Origin of the sequence: Aeromonas sp. 600479 (assembly GCF_049175515.1) — a bacterium.
In the GTDB taxonomy this organism is placed as follows: domain Bacteria; phylum Pseudomonadota; class Gammaproteobacteria; order Enterobacterales; family Aeromonadaceae; genus Aeromonas; species Aeromonas veronii_A.
The window spans coordinates 25,520-43,381 of sequence record NZ_JAAKVF010000013.1; the positions used below are offsets into that span (position 1 = coordinate 25,520).

The window sequence follows — 17,862 nt, forward strand, 5'->3', positions numbered from 1 at the left end:
TTAACCACCAAAATCATCCAGCAGGATGTTCTCGTCTTCAACGCCCAGATCTTTGAGCATGTTGATGACGGCTGCGTTCATCACGGGAGGTCCACACATGTAGAACTCGCAATCTTCCGGCGCTTCGTGGTTCTTGAGATAGTTCTCGTAGAGCACATTGTGGATGAAGCCGGTGTAGCCATCCCAGTTGTCTTCCGGTTGCGGATCGGACAGGGCGACGTTCCAGGTGAAGTTCTCGTTCTCGGCCGCCAGCATGTCGAAGTCTTCGACATAGAACATCTCGCGCTTGGAACGGGCACCGTACCAGAAGCTCATCTTGCGCTTGGACTTCAGGCGACGCAGCTGGTCGAAGATGTGGGAGCGCATAGGCGCCATACCCGCACCACCACCGATAAAGACCATTTCTGCATCGGTATCCTTGGCGAAGAATTCACCGAACGGACCGGAGATGGTCACCTTGTCACCCGGCTTCAGGCTGAAGATGTAGGAGGACATCTGTCCCGGAGGGGCAGTCCAGTTGCTCGGGGGCGGTGTGGCGATACGCACGTTCAGCATGATGATGCCGAACTCTTCCGGATAGTTGGCCATGGAGTAGGCACGGATGATCGGCTCATCGACCTTGGACTCCAGATCAAAAATCTTGAAGCGATCCCAGTCACCACGATACTCCTCGGGAATATCGAAGTTCTTGTAGTAAACGTGGTGAGCCGGCGCTTCGATCTGGATATAACCACCGGCGCGGAACGGCACGCTCTCGCCATCGGGGATCTGCAGCTTGAGCTCCTTGATGAAGGTGGCCTTGTTATCGTTGGAGATAACAGTACATTCCCACTTCTTCACCCCGAATATCTCTTCCGGCAGTTCGATGTCCATGTCGCCACGAACGGTGACCTGACAGGCAAGACGTTCGCCGTGACGGGCTTCGCCCTTGCTGATGTGATCCAGTTCGGTCGGCAGGATGTCGCCGCCACCGGATTTCACCCGTACCTTGCACTGGCCGCAGGAGCCACCGCCGCCACAGGCGGAAGAGACGAAGATACCGTTGCCGGCGAGTACGCCGAGCAGCTTGCCACCGGCCGGGCTGGTCACAGCCTTGGCCGGGTCACCATTGATGCTGATTGTCACGTCGCCCGCGGTCACCAGCTTGGACTTGGCGAACAGAATGACTGCCACCAGTGCCAGCAGGATCACGGTAAACATGACCACACCCAAAATAATTTCCATCTATCGTTCCTTTCTGATTGCAGGAAAGCCGATTACAGGGAGATACCAGAGAAGGACATGAAGCCCAGCGCCATCAGACCGGCGGTGATGAAGGTGATGCCCAGACCACGCAGGCCTTCCGGAACATCGGAGTACTTCATCTTCTCGCGGATACCCGCCAGCGCAACGATCGCCAGCATCCAGCCTGCACCTGAGCCTACACCGTAGACCACAGACTCCACGAAGGTGTAGTCACGCTGCACCATGAAAGAGACGCCACCGAAGATGGCGCAGTTCACGGTGATGAGCGGCAGGAAGATACCCAGGGCGTTGTAGAGAGCCGGGAAGTACTTGTCCAGCGCCATCTCCAGGATCTGCACCAGCGCCGCGATCACCCCGATAAAGGTGATGAAGCTCAGGAAACTCAGATCCAGGTCAGGGGAGAGGGCTCCGGCCTTCAGCACGTAGTTGTAGATCAGGTTGTTGACCGGTACGGCGATGGTTTGCACCACGATAACGGCAACACCCAGACCCATGGAGGTCTTTACCTTCTTGGACACTGCCAGGAAAGTACACATCCCCAGGAAGAAGGAGAGTGCCAGGTTTTCGATAAAAATCGAACGAATCAACAGACTCAGATAATGTTCCATACCTTAATCCTTCGCCTCCACCTGCTTGGGATCCTTGGTGCGCACGCCCCAGATGATCAGACCAATGATGAAGAATGCACTCGGCGGCAGCAGCAGCAGGCCGTTGGGTACATACCAGCCACCGTTGTTCACCAGCGGCAGCAGCTCGATGCCGAACCAGGTGCCGGAGCCCAGCACTTCACGCACGGTCGCGACACTCAGCAGAATGGCGCCATAGCCCAAACCGTTACCGATACCGTCCAGGAAGGAGGGGAGCGGCGCGCTCTTCATGGCATAGGCTTCGGCGCGGCCCATCACGATACAGTTGGTGATGATGAGGCCGACGAAGACCGACAGCTGCTTGGAGATGTCATAGGCATACGCCTTGAGCACCTGGTCAACCACGATAACCAGCGAGGCGATGATCGCCATCTGGGCAATGATCCGCACGCTGTTCGGGATCTGGTTGCGGATCAGGGAGATGAACAGGTTTGAGAAGGCGGTGACCGCCATGACCGCAAGGGTCATTACAAACGCTGTCTTCATCTGGCTGGTAACCGCCAGTGCGGAACAGACACCCAGCACCTGCAAGGCGATGGGGTTGTTGCCCAGCACTGGAGTCAACAGCAACTTTTTCATTTCGCTCTTGTCAGCCATTGTTGATTTCTCCTGCACGAACCTTGGCCAGGAAAGGACCGAAGCCCTTTGGACCCATCCAGAAGTCAAAGGTATGCTGTACACCGTTACCGGTCAGGGTGGCGCCGGAGAGACCGTCGATCTCGTGCTCGGAGCCCGCCGGAGCGTGACCCTTGATGACGCGCAGCGCCGGCATGCCATCCTGATCGAACAGCTTCTTGCCAACAAACAGCTCGCGCCAGGCCGGATTCTCGATTTCACCGCCCAGACCCGGGGTTTCACCGTGGTCATAGTAGGTGATGCCCTTGATAGTCTGGCCATCAGCGGCAACGGCGACGAAAGCATACATGGTAGACCACAGACCCTGACCGTAGATGGGCAGGATGATGTTGTCGATCTTGCCATCGGCATCCTTGGCGAAGAACACCGGAACCAGCTTGGAGATCTGGCGCAGGCCAGCCTTGTCCTCGGCAGCAGCCAGACGGATGTTTTGCGCCGGATCTTTGGCCGCCTGTTTGGTATCGAAGTTGTCGGCATCGCCGTCAACAAAGTTACCGGTGGCGAGATCCACCAGACGGGCTTCGATCTTGTCGCCATACAGCTTGGCCAGATCGCGCTTGGCTACATCGCTGATGTCCACGCCGGCTACGGAGAGAATATTGCTCTGTTTATCCAGCGCCTTGTTCTCCTCTTGGGTAGAACGCAGGCCAACGGCAGCAACGGATACCACGATGGAACAGGCCAGACAGAGGCCGGTGACCACGCTGATGGTGCCGAATGTTGAGTCTTTATTAAACGCCACGAGCAATCCTCCGCTTGATGTTTGCCTGAGCGACGAAATGGTCAAACAGGGGAGCAAACAGGTTTGCAAACAGAATGGCCAGCATCATGCCTTCCGGGAACGCAGGGTTGACCACGCGAACCAGCACGACCATCACGCCGATCAGGGCGCCATACCACCACTTGCCCTTGTTGGTAAAGGCGGCGGAGACGGGGTCGGTCGCCATGAAGGCCATACCGAAGGCGAAGCCACCCAGTACCAGATGCCAGTGCCACGGCATGTTGAACATGGGGTTGGTATCGGAACCGATGACGTTGAACAGCAGGGAAGTGGCGATCATACCGACCATCACGCCGGCGATGATGCGCCAGGAGGCGATGCGCATGTAGACGATCATGGCTGCGCCCAGCAGGATCATCAGGGTAGAGACTTCACCAATGGAACCCGGCAGGTTGCCAAGGAAAGCGTCCATCCAGCTGATAGCCTGACCGGTGGCACCGTTGATCAGCGCCATCTGGCCGCCCTGAGCCCACTGGCTCAGCGCGGTTGCGCCGGAGTAGCCATCAACGGCAACCCAGACTGCGTCACCGGAGATTTGGCCCGGGTAGGCGAAGAACAGGAACGCACGACCAGCCAGCGCAGGGTTCAGGAAGTTTTTGCCGGTACCACCGAACACTTCCTTGGCCATTACCACACCGAAGGTGATGCCCAGAGCAGCTTGCCACAAGGGCAGCTCGGGCGGCACGATCAGGGCAAACAGGATGGAGGTCACGAAGAAGCCTTCGTTGATCTCGTGCTTGCGCACCATGGCGAACAGCACTTCCCAGAAACCACCGACAAAGAAGACTGTGATGTAGATCGGGAAGAAGTGGGTGGCGCCAATCAGCATCTTGCTGCCGATACCGGCAACAGCCGGATCGAGGGAGGCACCCAGCATGGTGGCCAGGGCATATTGCCAGCTGCTGGCACCGGCTGCCGAGCCCATGTGGGCAATGGCGGCGATGGCCTGGTTGCCAACGTTGTACATGCCCCAGAACATGGCCGGGAACACGGCCAGCCACACCATGATCATCATGCGCTTCAGATCGAGCGCATCACGGACGTGGGCGGCATTGCGGGTAACGGTACCCGGGGTATAGAACAGGGTATACGCCGCTTCGAACAGGGCGTAGTACTTGGCGTACTTTCCACCCGGTTCGAAGTGATGTTCCATATTTTCAAGAAGTTGCTTGAAACTCATCGCTTAACCTTCCAGTTCAATCTTGGTCAGGCACTCACGCAAGATAGGGCCGTACTCGGTCTTGCCGGGGCAAACGAAAGTACAGAGGGCCAAATCTTCCTCATCCAGCTCCAGGCAACCCAGTGCTTGCGCACCGTCGGTATCGCCGGAGACCATATCCCGCAGCAGCAGGGTAGGCAGGATGTCGAGTGGCATCACCCGTTCATAGTTGCCGATAGGCACCATGGAACGGTCACTACCGTTGGTAGTGGTGGTGAAGTTGATAAGGCGACCCTTCATCAGGTGAGAGAGGGTGGTGCGGGTGATGGAGAACTTGTTGGCGCTGGGGTTGATCCAGCCCAGGAACTCTTTCTCACGACCCTCGCCCAGTGCACAGACCTGATTGTGGTAACGACCCAGATAGTCGTGAACACCATCAGCCTTGGCGCCGCTCAGCAGGGAACCGGAGATGACGCGGTTTTCATCGGCACGCAGCTCATTGTTGGTGAGCTGGCTGATGCAGGCACCCAGACGGGTACGCAGCAGACGCGGTTTGAGCACGTTCGGGCCAGCCAGCGCGATCACCTTGTCGGTATAGATCTGGCCGGTGGTGAACAGCTTGCCGAACGCGATCACATCCTGATAGTTGATGTGCCACTGCACCTTGGTGCTGCTGACCGGATCCAGGAAGTGGATATGGGTACCAGGCAGACCGGCAGGATGCGGACCGACGAAGATCTCTTCTTTGACCTGAGCCAGCGGAGAGTGGGGCAGGCTGCCTTCGCCTTTACAGACATAGACGGTGCCGTCGGTCAGACGAGTCAGCACGGCCAGACCGTCTAGAAACGCCTGAGACTGCTCTTTGATGATCAACTCTGCGTTGGCGGCCAGCGGGTTGGTGTCCATCGCGGTCACGAAGATGGCGCGCGGGGCTGAGCCTACCGCAGGGACTTTGCTGAACGGGCGAGTGCGCAGTGCGATCCACTGGCCTGATGCAACCAGGATCTCTTGCACCTTGCTGCGCTCGAGCTTGGCCAGCTCGGAAGAGGCAAAATGCTCGAAGGTCACCTGCTCATCGGAGCCGTCGAGGTCGATGACCACAGACTGGAGCACACGTTTGGCTCCACGGTTGATCTCTGAAACTACGCCGGTGGCGGGGGCCGTGAATTTAACGCCGGGATTCTTCTTGTCTTCGAAGAGCTCCTGACCTTTGATGACGCGATCACCTACTTTGACGAACATAGTAGGTCGCATCCCCACGAACTCCTCGCCCAGTGTAGCAACACGGGTGATGGCGGGGCCATCGTAGATTACTTGCTCTGGCGCACCCAGCACGGGGATGTCCAGTCCTCTTTTGATTGTAATCATACTTAATTGCACTACCGTTACGGGAAGAGAGGTTGGTTAGCGCCGAGAAATACATCACGACGGGTGGTTGAATGAGTCGCTGTTGTGGCTGCGCCGGGTGGTCAGGCTCAACAATTATTCAACATGCGAGGTCACTCAAAAGCGCTTGAGTCTACCACTTAAGGCCCATTTTCTGCCATGCCAAATAGGCAAAATCCCTGCGTCATCACAAAATTAACCTGCAATGAATAACCCCTGAATTCCTTGTAAGCTGTGGTTTTAAAGGTTTTTTTATTTTAATACCCCAATGTGGGTATGTTTGTGTAAGGCTGTGACTCAGCTTCTAGGGAAAACTGAATTAAATACCTATTTATGGTTGTCAGGATCAGCAGGCTGGCGGCTTTTTGTTTAATTTTTGTGTGTTTGTCACCCATAGGGCGGTGGGGCAGCGCAATGGGTGACAGCCAGCCGATCAGGAGTGCGAGGGGTTGCCTACACAAGCTGGTGTGCGTGGTGCCTTACCCTTCTCCTGCCACTCGCTTGCCGTGTAGGTATGCAGTGCAAGTGCATGGACAGCGCCGGCCAGCTCATCTGCCAGGATGGCGTTGACCTGACGATGGCGAGAGAGAAGGCGCTGACCCGCAAACTGTTCGCTGACGATCACCACCTTGAAGTGGCTCTCTGAGCCCGGTTCCACGCGATGCATATGGCTCTCATTGATCACTTCCAGCAGAGTGGGGGAGAGGGCTGCCGTCAGCTTGGCTTCAATCAGTTGTTGGATAGTCATAGGATCAGCTTCCAGAGTGAATGTCGGACCATTCTATCGGCTGTCTGGGTGTGGAATAAGCCCCCGCAAAAGGAAAATCACCTGCTATCCGTTCATTGGCACGCTCCGAACTGGTGAAATTCCTGCTCCTCGCTAGAATAGCGCCACTTTGCGTCGCACCTGGCGCCTGTATCCATGAATGAAGCCGAGGTTGGACTCTTCTTATGCAAACCCTTCTCGACACTCCCCATTGCCGACTCACGCTCTACCGCTACCCACGCCAGAGTCAGGAGACCCTGCAAGCCTGGGATGCAGCTGACGAATATCTGATCAACACTCTGGCGGAGTCCCCCCTCGAGCAGGCGGGCCCCGTCATCATCATGAATGACGGTTTTGGCGCGCTGGCCGCCTATCTGCATCCGCACTCCCCCTGCTGCGTCACCGACTCCTACATCAGTGAGCGGGCGACCCTGGCCAATCTGGCCGAAAACGGACTGGATGCGGGTGGTATCCGCTTGCAGGATGCGCTGGCGCCGCTGCCCGATGCTCCTGCGCTGGTGGTGATCAAGGTCTCCAAATATCAGGCACTGCTGGAGCAGCAACTGCTGGCGCTGCGGGAGGTGGTGACACCGGCAACCCGCGTTATCGCTGCCGGCAAGGCGAAGGATATTCATACCTCCACCCTCAAGTTGTTCGAGAAGTATCTGGGGCCTACCCGTACCTCGCTGGCCTGGAAGAAGGCGCGCCTCATTCACTGCGAGCCGCAGGCCGGGCAACCCGAGCTGGCCAACCCCTTCCCGACCGTGTGGCCGCTGGAGGGGAGTGGCATGCTCATCCACAACCATGCCAATGTCTTCTCGCGCACCAGTCTCGATATTGGTGCCCGCTTTATGCTGGACAATCTGCCCATCCACAGTGCCCGCAAGGTGATCGATCTGGGCTGTGGCAATGGGGTGCTGGGTCTGTCGCTGCTCGCCAAAGACAGCGAGGTGGAGGTGACCTTTATCGATGAATCCTATATGGCGGTTGCCTCGGCACAGCTCAACGTCGAGCACAATCTGCCTGATGCTCTGCCGCGAGCCCGCTTTATGGTCAACAACTGTCTCGACGGGGTGGCGGTCGGTTCGGCGGATCGGATCCTCTGCAATCCCCCCTTCCATCAGTTGCAGGCGATCACCGATCATATCGCCTGGCAGATGTTCAGTGATGCGCACCGGGTGTTGCCTCGCGGAGGGGAACTCTGGATAGTAGGCAACCGTCATCTGGACTATCACAACAAACTCAAGCGCTTGTTTGCCAACGCACAAGTCGTTGCGTCGAACAGCAAATTCGTTATTTTGAAAGCCATCAAACGCTAAAGCCAAAGGAAACCATGATGAAAAAGTCACTCTTGCTGCTGGCCGCCCTGATGCTGGGCGGGTGTGCCACTCATTGGCCGGAGACGGCGCTGCTCAATCCGCAGGTGATCCCCGCCAACCAGCAATATTACTCTGGCAATCGCATCACCATGGAAGGGGTAGACAAGCGTGAGGCTGCCTATGTCTTCTCCATCAAACACAAGGAGAAAGCGCCGGTGCTGGTCAACAGCGAGCGCCCGCTCAATCTGCTGATGGCCGAACGGCTGGCGGAAGGACTGCGTAGTCAGGGTCTGGAAGTGGGCAACAGTGGTACCACCAACCTGACGCTGGTGATCTCCAGTGCCGCGGTCAATGTGGAAGAGAAGACCTTTACCTATGTCACCAAGTCCCGTGTCAGCCTGCAGGTGATCGCCGATTTCCAGGGTAACCGTCTGACCAAGCAGTTCAACATGTCCTCCAGCAAGGAGAGCCCGAGCGAGCCAAGCATGGCCGATCTCGAGTCTACACTGAACCTGCAACTGGGTAGCGTGCTGCAGCAGATCATGGCCGATGAGGCGCTGCGCGGTTACCTTAAAGGTCAACCGAACGGCGCAGGGGTCTGATGATGAAAAAACTCTGGTTGCTGGCCATGTTGATCGCCCCGCTGGCGTTCGCGGGTCCGAAAGTCAGAATGGAGACCAACCACGGCAATATCGTGGTGGAGCTGGCGTCCAAGCAGGCGCCCCAGACGGTGAAAAACTTCCTGCGCTACGTGGCTGATGGCAGCTATGACGGCAGCATCTTCCATCGGGTGATCCAGGATTTCGTGGTGCAGGGTGGGGGCTACAACCAGCAGTTCCAGCAACTGCCAACTTATGAGCCGGTGGTCAACGAGTCTCGCGGTGGCTTGCCCAACAAGCGCGGCACCATCGCCATGGCCCGCACCCAGGCAGTCGACAGTGCCACTCGCCAGTTCTACTTCAATCTGGTCGACAACAATAACCTCAACGCCGGTGGCTCTGCGGGTTATACCGTGTTCGGCCAGGTGGTGCAGGGGATGGAAGTGCTGGACAAGTTGGCCCAGGTTCAGACCGGTTACAGCCCCATTCTGCGTGCCAACGATGTGCCGACCAGCCCCATCATTCTGAAGAAGGTGGTATTACTGGCAGAAACCCCGACAGACAAGAAAGCGGGCAAGTAACTCTCGCCAGACAGAGTGCGTCACTTCGCACTCGTCAGGCCACAATACAAGGCTCATCCCCTCCGGGATGGGCCTTTTCTCTGGCCAGGCTTCTTGCGCCTATCTCCTTACCTGCCTTGGCTATCTGTCATCAACCTGCCAAAATGACGCACTTTTCCAAAGTCGTCAGGTAGTTGAATATGATCCGCACACCGAGTTGGCGGGAATCGCTAGCCGTTTATCTCGAAGCTCGAGTACTCATTCTCTTTGCCATGGGCTTTTCATCGGGTCTGCCGCTGTTGCTTGTATTTGGCACCCTCTCATTCTGGTTACGCGAGGCAGATGTCAGCCTGACCGATATCGGTTACATGAGCTGGGTGGCGCTGGCCTACGGCTTTAAATGGTTGTGGTCGCCGCTGGTGGATCGTATGCCATTGCCACTGCTCTCTACCCTGTTGGGGCGTCGTCGTAGCTGGATGTTCTTCTCCCAGCTATTGATCGCGGCTGCGTTGGTAGGGATGGCGTTTTGTGATCCCAAGAGCGGGTTGACTCATTTGGCCTTGTTCGCCCTGCTGGTGGCCTTTGCCTCGGCGACTCAGGATATCGTGATCGACGCCTATCGCATCGAATCCGCGCCCGAGCGACTGCAGGCTGCGATGGCGGCCTCCTACATGACTGGCTACCGGTTGGCGATGATCATCGCCGGTGCCGGCGCATTGGCGCTGGCAGCCTGGTTTGGCAGCAACAGCGGCTATGACTATCGTGGCTGGCAGATCACTTATCTGGTGATGGCCGGTCTGATGTCGCTTGGGATGATTACCACCCTGTTCTGCCATGAACCGGATATCGATCTGGCCGGTCAGGGCAGGCAACAGGCTGAGCGCAAGGCACTGCTGCAGGAAAAGGGGTGGCCCGCTCCCTTGGCAAGTGCCGGAGCATGGGGTTATGAGGCGGTCTGGAGTCCGTTTGCCGACTTCTTTCGCCGCTATGGTCGCTCGGCGCTGCTGATCCTGTTGCTTATCGCCTGTTATCGGATTGCGGATGTGGTGATGGGGGTGATGTCCAACAGCTTCTATGTGGATATGCAGTTCAGCAAGACCGAAGTCGCCACTATCACCAAGGTGTTTGGCGTTATCATGACGCTAGTGGGGGCGGCACTGGGGGGCGTGCTGGTGATGCGGTTTGGCACGCTGCGGATCCTGTTTCTGGGGGCGCTGCTCACCGCCAGCACCAATCTGCTGTTCGCTCTGCTCAATCAGGTTGGCCATAATCTCGAGCTGCTGACCCTGATTATTTCGCTGGATAACCTCAGCGCCGGCATCGCCACTGCGGCGTTTGTCACCTATTTGTCCAGCCTGACCAATGTGGCGTTTTCAGCGACGCAATACGCCCTGTTCAGCTCGGTGATGTTGTTGCTGCCCAAGTTGCTAGCCGGTTTTTCGGGACAGGTGGTGGAGCAGATTGGCTACAGTGCTTTCTTCGTCGGCACCAGTCTGTTGGGCTTGCCTGTGTTGTTGTTGATTGTGCTGGTCGCCCGCAAGGGGAGTGAGTTGTTCTCAGATGCTGACAAATAGCAAGCGTTTGCGTAGAATCGGGGGTGATTAGATTCACACTTCCGGATAAAGTTCCCGAGAAGTTGTTTCACCCCCAATTTTATTTGATTAGAATTCCTCTCGCTCCTTGTGGGCAGGCTACGGAAAACCTCAACTAACGCACAAGAGACCAATAAAATGGCCAAATTTACCAAGACTCTGATCGCTGCCGGTCTGCTGGCTGCCGCCGCTACTCCGGCCTTTGCTGCTGACTACAGCGGTGACATCCACAAGAATGACTACAAGTGGATGCAGTTCAACGTAATGCACACTATCGACCAGCGTCCTTTCACTACCGGTGAAGAGGACTACAACGATACCTATTTTGAAATGGAGTTCGGTGGTCGCTCCGGCCTGTTTGACCTGTACGGTTACGTCGACGTATTCGATATTTTCGACTCCCGTCACAGCAATAAACACCATGGTCAGAACCTGTTCATGAAGTTTGCACCGCGTATGTCTCTGGATGCGCTGACAGGTAAAGATCTCTCCTTTGGTCCTGTGCAAGAGCTTTACATTGCCAACCTGAACAACGTTGGTGACAAGCAGATGGAAAACCAGCTGGGTCTGGGTGCCGATGTGATGGTTCCCTGGTTTGGCAAGGTTGGCATGAACCTGTATGCACGTCACTCCACCGAGAACCAGTTCTTCACCGAAGAAGAAGGTGAGTGGAACGGTTATCAGTTCTCCATGAACTGGTTCAAGCCTTTCTATACCTTCGGCAACGGCAGCTTTGTCTCCTACCAGGGTTATCTGGATTATCAATTCGGCCTGGATACCCATGACCGTGCTGACCGTACCAGCGACAACCTGGCTACCTTCCACGGTATCTACTGGCACTCCGATCGCTACGCGGTTGGTTATGGCCTGAAGTATTTCATGGATGCCTACGGTACCAAAGATGGCTCCAAAGCCTACGACGGTACCCCGTGGAAGAGCACCGGCTTCAGCCACTACTTCTCTGTTACCTACAAGTTCTAATAAAACTTGGGGAACAAAAAACCGGAGCATTTGCTCCGGTTTTTTTATGGCCGCGATTTAGATAGCGTGGCGCGAGTCATCAAGTGCGCCACGGCTGAGTGGATAAATCAGTCGCGGAAGTTCTGGAACTGCATCGGTTGACCCAGTTCGGCGCCACGGACCAGTGCCATGGTCTCTTGCAGATCGTCACGCTTCTTGCCGGTGACACGTACTTCATCACCCTGGATGGCGACCTGTACCTTGATTTTGGAGTCCTTGATCAGCTTGACCAGCTTCTTGGCGATCTCTTTCTCGATCCCCTGCTTGAATTTGACGGTCAGGTGGAAACGCTTGCCGGAGTGAACCGAGTCACCCACTTCCATGGAGCTGTTTTCGATGTTGCGCTTGAGCAGGGCGCCGCGCAGGATTTCGACCATCTGCTTGAGCTGGAAATCGGCATCGGCTTCCAGTTTTACCTCTTCCTTGTTCAACTCGAAGCTGGCTTCTACCCCACGAAAATCGAAACGGGTGGCCAGTTCACGATTGGCGTTGTCGACAGCGTTCAACACCTCGTTCATTTTGACTTCAGAGACAATATCGAATGACGGCATAGCCGGAGCTCCTCATGTTGCGTTATCGGGGGGCAAATCTACCAGAAAACGGGCAAATTTGCTGATTTTGATGGGGTTGCTCTGCTAGAATCCCCTGCGCACAGGACGGGTGGACCCGTTAGTGTCCACCAGCGACATCTTCACTTATCCCCGGTAACAGGTTGAGAGGATTGCAACCCTTACCCTGACAGAGTCACACCATGCCAAGCGGATTAAAAAATTCCCGACAGCCCGTTATTCCACCCGTTACTCCGAAGTGGTCACTGTTGGGTTGTGGCGCCCTCGGCGGCGTTTTTGCCTCCCTGCTGACCCAGAGTGGTCAATCCACCCGTGTCTTGTTGCGCGAACATCATAAGTCCACGCTCCATCCGGGGATCGATTTCACCTCGCTGGAGGGGCATGTCCAGCTGCTCAATATCGAGCGCGGATTTGTCAGCAAACCCGGCAAGATCCAGCGTCTGCTGGTGATGACCAAGGCCAGTCAGGTGATTGCCGCACTGACGCCGCTGGTGGGTAAGCTGGATGCCGGCGTGCCGATCGTCTTGCTGCACAACGGGATGGGCATTGCCGAGCAGGTGATCGAGATGTTCCCGCACAATCCGGTGATTGCCGGTGTCACCAGCCATGGCGCCATGCAGTGCGGCCATTTTGTCTTCCGTCATACTGGCAAGGGTGAAACCTGGCTTGGCCCGATCAACGACGCAGCCAAGGCCCACGCCGCGCTCGCGGATGAGCTGGCGCTGGCACTGGGCCAGGCTGGCTGGGATGAGCAGATATTGACGCGCCAGTGGCAAAAGCTGGCTATCAACTGTGCCATCAATCCCCTGACGGCTCTCTACAAGCTGAAAAATGGCGAGCTGGCTGGTCCCCGTTTTGCCGATGCCCTGCAGCAAATCTGCGTGGAAGTGGCGGATGTGATGTGTGCCGAAGGGATTGCAACCACAGCCGAAGAGTTGCAGCGTCGGGTGATGACAGTGGTGGAGCTGACCGCTGACAATTACTCCTCCATGCATCAGGATATGGAGCTGGGACGCGAGACCGAGATTGAGGCCATCACCGGCTTCCTGTTGGCCAAGGCTGCCCGGCATGGCATTGCCGTACCGGTCAATCAGGGTCTCTATCAGGCGATCAAAGAGAAGAGCCAGGCCGTCTGATCTTTTACATGGCAGAGCAAGCAGCAAGGAGGCGAACATGAGTGTACTGGTGCTGGTGGCCCCCGGGTCGGAAGAGATAGAGACGGTTGCGATTGTCGATACCCTGGTGCGCGCCTGCATCGAGGTGGTGCTGGCCTCTTGTTGTCCAACCGGATCTCGGCAGGTGAAGGCATCGCGTGGGGTACAGCTGGTGGCTGATTGTCATATCGACGAGCTGACCCGTCGGGACTTTGAAGCCATCGTGGTGCCCGGCGGTTTGCCCGGCAGCGAAGTGATCCGCGATACCCCGCTGGCCATCGATCTGCTCAAAGAGCAGGCCGCTCTTGGCCGCTGGCGCGCGGCCATATGCGCCGCCCCTGTGGTGGTCTTGCAACATCACGCTCTGCTGGATGGTGCCATTGTCACCTGTCATCCCGGCTTTCAGTCCCGACTACCGGCATCGCAGCTGTCACATGAGCGGGTAGTCAGAGATGAGGCTCATCGCCTTATCACCAGCCAGGGGCCGGGCAGCGCCATCGAGTTTGCGCTCGAACTGGTTCGGGTGCTGCGCGGGGATGATGTGGCGGCCACTGTCGCTGGCCCTATGGTGCTGCCTTGAGCGCACTCTGCTGCAGAATCAAGCTGGTCATGCTTTGAAAAATGGGCCCCGGTCATCTTGATCGGGGCCCGTTTGTTATCTGCTGTTGTCGGTCACGCCATCTTGTCCGGCTCAGTAGTCGTACTGTGAGCACTGTTTTTTGTTGTACTCAGTTTTCCAGCGTGCCAATTCTTGCTCTGTGCCGAGCTTGTCCCCTTTCTTGATGGCCTGTTCCAGTATCTCAATCCGGTCGTACAGGCAGCGGCACTCTGCCGTCGGGTTGTTCTTGCCGATGCCGGTCAACGGCAGCAAACAGAGTCCCAGCCAAAGATATTTCATCCCGAACGCTCCTTGTCATTGTGGTAGTAAAGGTCTCCTTGGAGTCTACTATTTTAGCCGCAACGAGAGAGATAGAGCTGCGGTTATCCTTGGGGTAAGATGATGCCATGTCTGTTTATTTATACAGTGGTATGCGCAAGATCATCCATATCGACATGGACTGCTTTTTTGCCGCGGTGGAGATGCGGGACAATCCGGCCTTGCGGGAGGTGCCGCTCGCCATCGGTGGGGCCTCCGAGCGGCGCGGTGTTATCTCGACCTGCAACTATGTGGCGCGCCGGTTCGGGGTGCGCTCCGCCATGCCGAGCGCCCTGGCGAAAAAACTCTGCCCGCCGCTGGTACTGATCCCTGGGCGAATGGCGGTGTACAAGGATATCTCTCGCCAGCTCAGGGCCATTTTCCTCCGCTATACCGATCAGGTTGAACCGCTGTCGCTGGATGAGGCTTACCTCGACGTGACCCACAGTCGCTGTTGTGGCGGCAGCGCCACCCTGATGGCGCAAGAGATCCGGCAAGCTATTGTCACCGAACTGGGGTTGACCGCTTCGGCCGGAGTGGCCCCCAACAAGTTTCTCGCCAAGCTCGCCTCGGAGCAGCGCAAACCCGATGGTCTGTTTGTCATTCGTCCCGACGAAGTGGCCGAATTTGTCTGCCAGTTGCCCCTCGGCAAACTGCCCGGGGTGGGGCGCAAGACTGCCGAGCGGCTGGAGGCACAGGGGCTCTACACCTGTGAGGATGCGCGGGCCTTGTCGGCACAAGAGCTGTGCAGCCGTTTTGGCAAGCTGGGGGAGATGTTGACGACCCGGATCTGGGGGCTGGATGAACAGCCGGTGCAGGCGCACCGGATCCGCAAAACCATCGGGGTGGAGACCACCCTGGCGAGCGATGTTTGTGACGAAGCCGCCTGCCTGACGGTATTGCAGCAACTGCTGCCGGAGCTTGAGCGGCGATTTCAGCTGGCGTGTCCTGCCGAGCAGGTGATGGGGCAGGGGATTAAGCTCAAGTTTGCCGATTTCCACCAGACCACCGTCTATCGCAGTCAGGGTGGCTATCAGCCAGCCTTGTTCGTTCCCCTGCTCAAAGAGGGGTTACAGCGGGCGCAAGGGCGTTCGGTTCGCCTGCTGGGCTTGGTGGTGGGTTTGCCAAAAGAGGGTGAAGTTAATCAACTCTCGCTGGATTTGCTGTGAGAGAGTTAAGTTTTTGTTTATAAAGTCGATAATCTATCCATATCTGTATGACGTAGGAATATTGGCATGAGCGCTCTTTCTGTCCAGGGTCGGATTACCCTGATCGCCGGTTGCTGTCTGTTGGTGACAGCCGCCGCTCTGGTTGCCTCTTCGATTTACAACGCGAACAAGATGCAACAGCAGGTGCGGCAAGCCACCATGCACGAGGCGCAGCAGTCTGCCGAAAACTGGATGAAGGCGATGGGCTCGGAGCAGGCGGCCAAGGTGACCAGCTATCTCGATGAGGCCTATTTCCGCGCCAGTTTGCTGGCGGAGAGCGTGTTGTTCCAGCGCAAGAATGCGGCCGAGAACTTTGTCCATTCGGAGGCGCTGCGCAGCGCCGTCAATCAGCAACTGCACGATGCGGCTGCCTCCTCTACCAACCTGCTCGGTGTCTATGCGGTGTTCGAGCCTGACCAGCTGGATGGAGAAGACAGCAACTATCAGGGCTCAACGTCGCTGGGTTCCAACGACAAGGGGCGTTTTTCCAGTTACTGGGCCTACGACAACGGCAAGATAGAGCCGGAAGTGCAGAATGAGGATGTGCTGGCCGATGAGAGCCCGACCGAGGCTGGTGGAATTGAAAACGAGTGGTATCGCTGCAGCATTCGCACCCGTGCCCTCTGCCTGCTGGAGCCCTATCTGGACGATGTGGGCGATAAACAGATATTGATGACCTCGGTGACGGTCCCGCTGCTGGAGCAGGAGACCTTGCTGGGGATGGTCGGGGTCGATATTTCGCTGGCCACTTTGCAGAGTCTGGTCAGTACCATGGACAAGGAGCTCTATGACGGCAAGGGCAGAATCTTGCTGGTCAGTCACGAGGGGCGCGTGGCGGGAGCCGATGAGTTCGATGTGACCATGGGGCGTGGGCTGGATCAGAAGTATCAGGGGCTGGCCAGCGAGCTGAAAGGGTGGCTCAGTCAGGGTCAGGAGCTGACTCGCTGGAGCAGCGATGGCACCTTGTTGCAGACCTTTGTCCCGGTATCCATGCGTGGCACCGACCGTAAATGGGGCATCTACATTGAATTGCCACGGGCCGTAGTGCTGGCCTCGGCCCAGCAACTGCAAGATGAGCTGGCCAGTGAAGCCAATCGCAGCGTGGTCTCGCAGCTGTCAATCGGGGTGCTGATCTCGCTGGTGGCCCTGAGTTTTATCTGGTTGATGGCGCGCCAGATTGTGGCACCCATCCGCGCCGTAGTTGCCCGTCTCAAGGATATCGCCAGCGGCGAGGGGGATTTGACCCAGCGTATCGAGATCCAGCGGCAAGACGAGATCGGCGAGCTGGCCAAGTGGTTCAACAGCTTCCTCAACAAGTTGCAATCCACCATCAGTCAGGTGATTGATACTGTCTCCGGTACGCGTAACAGTGCCGAGCGAGCCGCGCAGGTGGCCGAGCGCACCAGCAGCGGCATGCAGGCCCAGTATCAGGAGATCGATCTGGTGGCGACGGCATTTGAGGAGCTGAGCGCCACGGCGTTGCAGGTCTCCGGTAATGCCGGCTCGGCGGTGGCGGCCGCCAACACCACTGACGCCGCAGCGCAAGAGGGCAAATATGTCGTTGCTGACACCCAGGAGGCGATGCGCAAGCTGATGACCATCATCAACGATGCCCAGCCGGTGGTGGAGCGACTCTCCGCCAACAGCGACAACATCAACGATATTCTCACCGTGATCCAGGGAATTGCCGAGCAGACCAACTTGCTGGCGCTGAATGCGGCTATTGAAGCGGCGAGAGCCGGTGAACAGGGGAGAGGTTTTGCTGTGGTGGCCGATGAGGTGCGCAATCTGGCCGGTCGAACCCAGAATGCCATTGTCGAGATCCAGAACCTGATCAGCCAGCTGCAATCCGGTACCGGGGCAGTGGTCAAGGCGATCCGCGATGGCCATGACCAGGCTGACGAGACGCTTGCCAAGGTAGATCTCTCGGTACAGGTTCTGGAGCAGATCATCCAGTCTGTCTCCACCATCCATCAGATGAATGAGCAGATTGCACGGGCGGCACAGGAGCAGAGCCGGGTAGCAGACGAGATCAACCGCAACGTCAGCAACATTCGCGATGTGAGTCATACCATACGGGCCGAAGCGGCGACCTCCGCCGAAAATGGTCGTGAGCTATCCGTACTGGCTGACAAACAGCAGCAATTGGTGGGACAGTTCAAAGTATAAAAAGTGCAAAAAAAAGGCGCCATCCAGCTGGAGGCGCCAAACACATTCAGATGACAGACTGGGTCAAACCGGTGAGATTTGAGCCCCTCTTCCCGCAGAGGAAGAAACACAACACCACAATCACAGTCGAAAGACT

The 17,862-nt window shown here is 57.1% G+C and carries 18 protein-coding genes; 9 read left to right on the top strand and 9 right to left on the bottom strand.

Going from position 1 to position 17,862, the window contains the following annotated elements; all coding sequences use genetic code 11:
* From nqrF to G5149_RS14150, 7 genes are all read right to left on the bottom strand, one after another.
* Positions 1-1,224: an NADH:ubiquinone reductase (Na(+)-transporting) subunit F gene (nqrF, locus tag G5149_RS14120; protein ID WP_005343670.1), complete on the bottom strand. Its 1,224-nt coding sequence runs from the start codon at positions 1,222-1,224 to the stop codon at positions 1-3.
* A 32-nt stretch (positions 1,225-1,256) separates the two neighbouring features.
* Positions 1,257-1,853: an NADH:ubiquinone reductase (Na(+)-transporting) subunit E gene (gene nqrE, locus G5149_RS14125; RefSeq protein ID WP_337073774.1), complete on the bottom strand. Its 597-nt coding sequence runs from the start codon at positions 1,851-1,853 to the stop codon at positions 1,257-1,259.
* 3 nt (positions 1,854-1,856) lie between these two features.
* Positions 1,857-2,489 (bottom strand): NADH:ubiquinone reductase (Na(+)-transporting) subunit D, encoded by a 633-nt coding sequence (locus tag G5149_RS14130; protein ID WP_005343673.1) that lies wholly within the window; start codon positions 2,487-2,489, stop codon positions 1,857-1,859.
* The gene (locus G5149_RS14135) at positions 2,482-3,270 is read right to left on the bottom strand and encodes a Na(+)-translocating NADH-quinone reductase subunit C (protein ID WP_005343676.1); all 789 of its coding nucleotides are present in this window, start codon (positions 3,268-3,270) and stop codon (positions 2,482-2,484) included. Before G5149_RS14135 ends, G5149_RS14130 begins: the two co-directional genes overlap by 8 nt.
* Complete coding sequence (locus G5149_RS14140) at positions 3,260-4,489, bottom strand: NADH:ubiquinone reductase (Na(+)-transporting) subunit B (protein WP_005343679.1); 1,230 nt, start codon at positions 4,487-4,489, stop codon at positions 3,260-3,262. The genes G5149_RS14135 and G5149_RS14140 overlap by 11 nt, the downstream gene beginning before the upstream one ends.
* 3 nt (positions 4,490-4,492) lie before the next feature.
* On the bottom strand, positions 4,493-5,836 hold the full coding sequence (locus tag G5149_RS14145; protein WP_005343681.1) for a Na(+)-translocating NADH-quinone reductase subunit A: 1,344 nt from the start codon (positions 5,834-5,836) through the stop codon (positions 4,493-4,495).
* A gap of 451 nt (positions 5,837-6,287) precedes the next feature.
* Positions 6,288-6,602 (bottom strand): BolA family protein, encoded by a 315-nt coding sequence (locus G5149_RS14150; RefSeq protein WP_227341207.1) that lies wholly within the window; start codon positions 6,600-6,602, stop codon positions 6,288-6,290.
* Positions 6,603-6,805: 203 nt separating this feature from the next.
* On the opposite strand from G5149_RS14150, the gene G5149_RS14155 reads away from it, so the two are divergent.
* From G5149_RS14155 to G5149_RS14175, 5 genes are all read left to right on the top strand, one after another.
* Complete coding sequence (locus G5149_RS14155) at positions 6,806-7,939, top strand: methyltransferase (protein ID WP_216979342.1); 1,134 nt, start codon at positions 6,806-6,808, stop codon at positions 7,937-7,939.
* A 17-nt stretch (positions 7,940-7,956) separates the two neighbouring features.
* Complete coding sequence (locus tag G5149_RS14160; RefSeq protein WP_005343685.1) at positions 7,957-8,541, top strand: YajG family lipoprotein; 585 nt, start codon at positions 7,957-7,959, stop codon at positions 8,539-8,541.
* Positions 8,542-8,543: 2 nt separating this feature from the next.
* Positions 8,544-9,119 carry a peptidylprolyl isomerase gene (locus G5149_RS14165; RefSeq protein WP_337073776.1) on the top strand — a complete coding sequence of 192 codons (576 nt, stop codon included), beginning with the start codon at positions 8,544-8,546 and terminating at the stop codon, positions 9,117-9,119.
* Between the two features lie 173 nt (positions 9,120-9,292).
* Positions 9,293-10,672: an AmpG family muropeptide MFS transporter gene (locus tag G5149_RS14170; RefSeq protein WP_421212703.1), complete on the top strand. Its 1,380-nt coding sequence runs from the start codon at positions 9,293-9,295 to the stop codon at positions 10,670-10,672.
* A 156-nt stretch (positions 10,673-10,828) separates the two neighbouring features.
* The gene (locus G5149_RS14175; protein WP_421212705.1) at positions 10,829-11,671 is read left to right on the top strand and encodes an outer membrane protein OmpK; all 843 of its coding nucleotides are present in this window, start codon (positions 10,829-10,831) and stop codon (positions 11,669-11,671) included.
* Between the two features lie 107 nt (positions 11,672-11,778).
* Here the strand turns inward: G5149_RS14175 and G5149_RS14180 are convergent, their stop codons facing one another.
* Positions 11,779-12,261, bottom strand: a complete 483-nt coding sequence (locus G5149_RS14180) for a YajQ family cyclic di-GMP-binding protein (protein ID WP_005338634.1) — start codon at positions 12,259-12,261, stop codon at positions 11,779-11,781.
* Positions 12,262-12,461: 200 nt separating this feature from the next.
* Between G5149_RS14180 and G5149_RS14185 the strand changes: the two genes are divergently transcribed.
* Positions 12,462-13,415, top strand: coding sequence for a ketopantoate reductase family protein (locus G5149_RS14185; RefSeq protein WP_421212707.1), 954 nt, complete (start codon positions 12,462-12,464; stop codon positions 13,413-13,415).
* Between the two features lie 37 nt (positions 13,416-13,452).
* Complete coding sequence (locus G5149_RS14190) at positions 13,453-14,013, top strand: DJ-1 family glyoxalase III (RefSeq protein WP_421212709.1); 561 nt, start codon at positions 13,453-13,455, stop codon at positions 14,011-14,013.
* A gap of 111 nt (positions 14,014-14,124) precedes the next feature.
* Here G5149_RS14190 and G5149_RS14195 read toward each other — a convergent pair whose 3' ends face one another.
* Complete coding sequence (locus G5149_RS14195) at positions 14,125-14,331, bottom strand: hypothetical protein (RefSeq protein ID WP_421212710.1); 207 nt, start codon at positions 14,329-14,331, stop codon at positions 14,125-14,127.
* A 131-nt stretch (positions 14,332-14,462) separates the two neighbouring features.
* On the opposite strand from G5149_RS14195, the gene dinB reads away from it, so the two are divergent.
* Both dinB and G5149_RS14205 read left to right on the top strand, forming a co-directional pair.
* Complete coding sequence (dinB, locus tag G5149_RS14200) at positions 14,463-15,518, top strand: DNA polymerase IV (RefSeq protein WP_031227617.1); 1,056 nt, start codon at positions 14,463-14,465, stop codon at positions 15,516-15,518.
* A 66-nt stretch (positions 15,519-15,584) separates the two neighbouring features.
* Entirely contained in the window at positions 15,585-17,726 is a 2,142-nt protein-coding gene (locus G5149_RS14205) for a methyl-accepting chemotaxis protein (RefSeq protein WP_421212713.1), read from the top strand.
* Positions 17,727-17,862 lie beyond the last annotated feature (136 nt).

Coding starts and splice junctions, on each gene's coding strand:
- nqrF (WP_005343670.1), bottom strand. CDS start 1,224: ATGGAAATTATTTTGGGTGTGGTCATGTTTACCGTGATCCTGCTGGCA.
- nqrE (WP_337073774.1), bottom strand. CDS start 1,853: ATGGAACATTATCTGAGTCTGTTGATTCGTTCGATTTTTATCGAAAAC.
- G5149_RS14130 (WP_005343673.1), bottom strand. CDS start 2,489: ATGGCTGACAAGAGCGAAATGAAAAAGTTGCTGTTGACTCCAGTGCTG.
- G5149_RS14140 (WP_005343679.1), bottom strand. CDS start 4,489: ATGAGTTTCAAGCAACTTCTTGAAAATATGGAACATCACTTCGAACCG.
- G5149_RS14145 (WP_005343681.1), bottom strand. CDS start 5,836: ATGATTACAATCAAAAGAGGACTGGACATCCCCGTGCTGGGTGCGCCA.
- G5149_RS14150 (WP_227341207.1), bottom strand. CDS start 6,602: ATGACTATCCAACAACTGATTGAAGCCAAGCTGACGGCAGCCCTCTCC.
- G5149_RS14155 (WP_216979342.1), top strand. CDS start 6,806: ATGCAAACCCTTCTCGACACTCCCCATTGCCGACTCACGCTCTACCGC.
- G5149_RS14160 (WP_005343685.1), top strand. CDS start 7,957: ATGAAAAAGTCACTCTTGCTGCTGGCCGCCCTGATGCTGGGCGGGTGT.
- G5149_RS14165 (WP_337073776.1), top strand. CDS start 8,544: ATGAAAAAACTCTGGTTGCTGGCCATGTTGATCGCCCCGCTGGCGTTC.
- G5149_RS14175 (WP_421212705.1), top strand. CDS start 10,829: ATGGCCAAATTTACCAAGACTCTGATCGCTGCCGGTCTGCTGGCTGCC.
- G5149_RS14180 (WP_005338634.1), bottom strand. CDS start 12,261: ATGCCGTCATTCGATATTGTCTCTGAAGTCAAAATGAACGAGGTGTTG.
- G5149_RS14185 (WP_421212707.1), top strand. CDS start 12,462: ATGCCAAGCGGATTAAAAAATTCCCGACAGCCCGTTATTCCACCCGTT.
- G5149_RS14190 (WP_421212709.1), top strand. CDS start 13,453: ATGAGTGTACTGGTGCTGGTGGCCCCCGGGTCGGAAGAGATAGAGACG.
- G5149_RS14195 (WP_421212710.1), bottom strand. CDS start 14,331: ATGAAATATCTTTGGCTGGGACTCTGTTTGCTGCCGTTGACCGGCATC.
- dinB (WP_031227617.1), top strand. CDS start 14,463: ATGCGCAAGATCATCCATATCGACATGGACTGCTTTTTTGCCGCGGTG.
- G5149_RS14205 (WP_421212713.1), top strand. CDS start 15,585: ATGAGCGCTCTTTCTGTCCAGGGTCGGATTACCCTGATCGCCGGTTGC.